6 protein-coding genes and 1 pseudogene are annotated in these 2,588 nt (G+C 59.6%); all 7 read left to right on the plus strand.

The features are described 5' to 3' along the window. Positions 1-623 (plus strand): annotated as a pseudogene (locus tag VBE63_RS27265) (hypothetical protein); the annotation flags it as partial. 76 nt (positions 624-699) lie between these two features. Beyond that, positions 700-930 carry an AbrB/MazE/SpoVT family DNA-binding domain-containing protein gene (locus VBE63_RS27270; protein WP_323686133.1) on the plus strand — a complete coding sequence of 77 codons (231 nt, stop codon included), beginning with the start codon at positions 700-702 and terminating at the stop codon, positions 928-930. Then, positions 927-1,328: a type II toxin-antitoxin system VapC family toxin gene (locus VBE63_RS27275; protein WP_323686134.1), complete on the plus strand. Its 402-nt coding sequence runs from the start codon at positions 927-929 to the stop codon at positions 1,326-1,328. Before VBE63_RS27270 ends, VBE63_RS27275 begins: the two co-directional genes overlap by 4 nt. 37 nt (positions 1,329-1,365) lie before the next feature. Next, positions 1,366-1,563 carry a YgiT-type zinc finger protein gene (locus VBE63_RS27280; RefSeq protein ID WP_323686135.1) on the plus strand — a complete coding sequence of 66 codons (198 nt, stop codon included), beginning with the start codon at positions 1,366-1,368 and terminating at the stop codon, positions 1,561-1,563. Between the two features lie 21 nt (positions 1,564-1,584). Continuing rightward, a complete protein-coding gene (locus VBE63_RS27285) occupies positions 1,585-1,815 on the plus strand; it encodes an AbrB/MazE/SpoVT family DNA-binding domain-containing protein (RefSeq protein WP_323686136.1) in 231 nt (76 codons plus the stop codon). 94 nt (positions 1,816-1,909) lie between these two features. Beyond that, positions 1,910-2,137: an AbrB/MazE/SpoVT family DNA-binding domain-containing protein gene (locus tag VBE63_RS27290; RefSeq protein WP_323686137.1), complete on the plus strand. Its 228-nt coding sequence runs from the start codon at positions 1,910-1,912 to the stop codon at positions 2,135-2,137. After that, complete coding sequence (locus VBE63_RS27295; protein ID WP_323686139.1) at positions 2,134-2,541, plus strand: type II toxin-antitoxin system death-on-curing family toxin; 408 nt, start codon at positions 2,134-2,136, stop codon at positions 2,539-2,541. Before VBE63_RS27290 ends, VBE63_RS27295 begins: the two co-directional genes overlap by 4 nt. Positions 2,542-2,588 lie beyond the last annotated feature (47 nt).

Raw genomic sequence — 2,588 nt, forward strand, 5'->3', positions numbered from 1 at the left:
GCAAGCTGCGCAAGGCCGAGACGCGCTTCCAGCCCAACCTCAGCTGGCTGGAACAAGATGTCAGCGCATCCAAGGCATTGACGCGCATTCAGGAGGTCCTCGCCGCGCCGTCACCCTACGGCTTGGTCAAAGAGGTCGAGGGTCTGATCCAGCAGATCGCGCAGGTCAACGACGCGCTAATCGCGGAGCACCGTGCGCGGGTCCTGCCGGAGATCGACAAACAGGTCGGCAAGGTGCAGATCGAGCTGGATGCCGCTCAGGCCGATCATGATCTGCGCAACCAATGCCTCTATCCGCTGCAGCAGCTCAAGAAGCAGGTCGAGACCCAGACCAGCCTGGCCCATATCGACCAGGCTGGCAGTCGTGCGGTGGACCTTGTCGATCAGGCCTTTGCTAAGCTCGAAGAGGCGGTCAAACCACCACCCAAGAAGCCCGGCGGCGGCAATGTCAACGACGTCACCCAGCCCAAGCCCTACGTCAAGCTGCGCCGGGTGATCAAGCCATCAGCGCTCGCGCCGGAGGGCTATCTGGAGACCCAGGCCGATATCGACGCCTACCTCGACAGGCTGCGCGGGGCGCTGGAGAAGGTGGTCGCCGCCGGTGATCGGATCGAGATCCGGTGATCCAGACCAACGTGTGGTAAGAATCTGCTATACAGGTAAGACATCCATCCGCCGTCTTACTTCTTGGGGCAACCAGATGCAAACATCGACGCTCACGAGCAAAGGTCAGGTCACGATTCCGGTGGAGATCCGCAAGAAGCTGGGTTTGGAGCCAGGCGACCAAGTCGGATTCATCCTCGACGCCGAGGGCATTCGCGTCGTGCCGAGGGAGCACCGCATCGAAGCCGCCTTTGGCCTCTGCCAAGCCAAGGTGTCGGTGACGGATGAAGACATGGAGCGCGTCATTCGCGAGCGTGCTGGCAGGTGATTGCCATCGACACTAACGTGCTGGTGCGGGTGTTGATCAACGAGCCGAACGAGACGGCGCAGATCACCGCCGCGAGGGCGTTGGTGGCCAGCGCCCAAAACGTCTTCGTCTCTCAGGTGGTCCTCGTCGAAACCGTTTGGGTGCTAGAAAGCGCCTACCAATTGCCCAAGGCCGACGTCCTCAAAGCGCTCGATCATCTCGTCGCCAATGCTGCTTTCAGCTTGGATGAAGAAGCCCGATGCAGCGCGGCCGTGCGGCTGTTCCACCAATCCAACGCTGACTTTGCCGACTGCCTGATTCTGACCACCTGCCGAGCGCAGGGCCTCAGATTGCATACCTTCGACAAACGGTTGAGCAAGCTCGATGGCGCTGAACGGGTTCTGACCAGTCCCGCTTGAGCGCGAAGAAAACAAATCGACTCCTGATCTAAACCCAATGGAAATGATCGACACCCAGGTGACCTACAGGGTCGAGCATGCCGGCAAGCTCTACGTGATCGAGCATGTGCCAGCCCGCGTGTGCCAGGAGACCGGCGAGGAATACTTTGCCCCAGAGACCGTTGAGCACATTCAGTCCATCATCGCTGGACAGGCAAGGCCTGTGCGGGTGATCGAAACGCCGGTCTACGACTAAGCATGAGGTCTCGTTCCAATCATGCCTACCGTTACGCTCTCAAGTCGCTTCCAATTCACCCTACCCAAAGCGGTGCGTGAAGAACTGAACCTGCAAGTGGGTCAATGCTTTGCGGTGATCCCAAAGGGCGACATCATTACCCTAGTGCCGATTCCCACGCTGGCCGAGATGCGTGGCATCGCTAAAGGTGCCGATACCGGCAACATCCGAGATCGTACAGACCGTCTAGAACGGTGCAAGCCTCAAATCTGAACCAGGAAGGACGAACTGAACCCATGCAAACCAACAGGCTCAAGACTTATGGCCCCAAGGCCCGGCGTGACCGCCAACACCTGGAGTGACATCGATGATCGAGCTAAGAGTCGTCAAGATCGGGGCATCGCTCGCCGTGCAGCTTCCGCATGAACTGATCAATCGCCTGCATCTCGCTGACGGCGACCGCATGATCTTGACCGAGTCCCCCGAGGGCGGTTACCGGCTGACCGCTCAGGACCCAGAATTCGAGCAGCAGATGCAGGCCGCTGAAGAGGGCATGCAACGGTATCGCAACACTCTCAAGGTTCTGGCGGAATGAGCGAGCCGATTTGGCTGCGGACCGATGTCATCCTTGCCATTCACCGGCGCCTGCTTGCCGACCATGGTGGCCTGACCGGGCTGCGAGATGCTGGCCTACTCGATTCGGCGCTTGGTCGGCCCAAGCAGCTTCTAGCTTACGGCAGCCCCGATCTCTATGCGCTCGCAGCCGCCTACGCGGTTGGCCTGGTTCGCAACCATCCCTTCGTCGACGGCAACAAGCGGATTGCCTTTATGTCAGCCTATGTCTTTCTCGCCCGCCACGGACTCACCCTGATCGCAAGCGAAGATGATGCGGCACAGGCCGTTCTTCGGCTTGCTGCCGGCGATATGCAGGAGGCGCAGTTTGCCCAGTGGCTCAGGGCACATGCCGCCGAGGCAAATTCTGTAGAGCAGAAAAACTAATCAGCGACGACTTTTCGCCCATGCAAACCAACAAGCTCAAGACCTAT

This window comes from Lamprobacter sp., from assembly GCF_034860625.1.
In the GTDB taxonomy this organism is placed as follows: domain Bacteria; phylum Pseudomonadota; class Gammaproteobacteria; order Chromatiales; family Chromatiaceae; genus Lamprobacter.

Excerpts from the sequence above, each read along its gene's own strand:
- VBE63_RS27295 (WP_323686139.1), top strand. The coding sequence starts at position 2,134 with ATGAGCGAGCCGATTTGGCTGCGGACCGATGTCATCCTTGCCATTCAC.
- VBE63_RS27280 (WP_323686135.1), top strand. The coding sequence starts at position 1,366 with ATGGAAATGATCGACACCCAGGTGACCTACAGGGTCGAGCATGCCGGC.
- VBE63_RS27290 (WP_323686137.1), top strand. The coding sequence starts at position 1,910 with ATGATCGAGCTAAGAGTCGTCAAGATCGGGGCATCGCTCGCCGTGCAG.
- VBE63_RS27285 (WP_323686136.1), top strand. The coding sequence starts at position 1,585 with ATGCCTACCGTTACGCTCTCAAGTCGCTTCCAATTCACCCTACCCAAA.
- VBE63_RS27270 (WP_323686133.1), top strand. The coding sequence starts at position 700 with ATGCAAACATCGACGCTCACGAGCAAAGGTCAGGTCACGATTCCGGTG.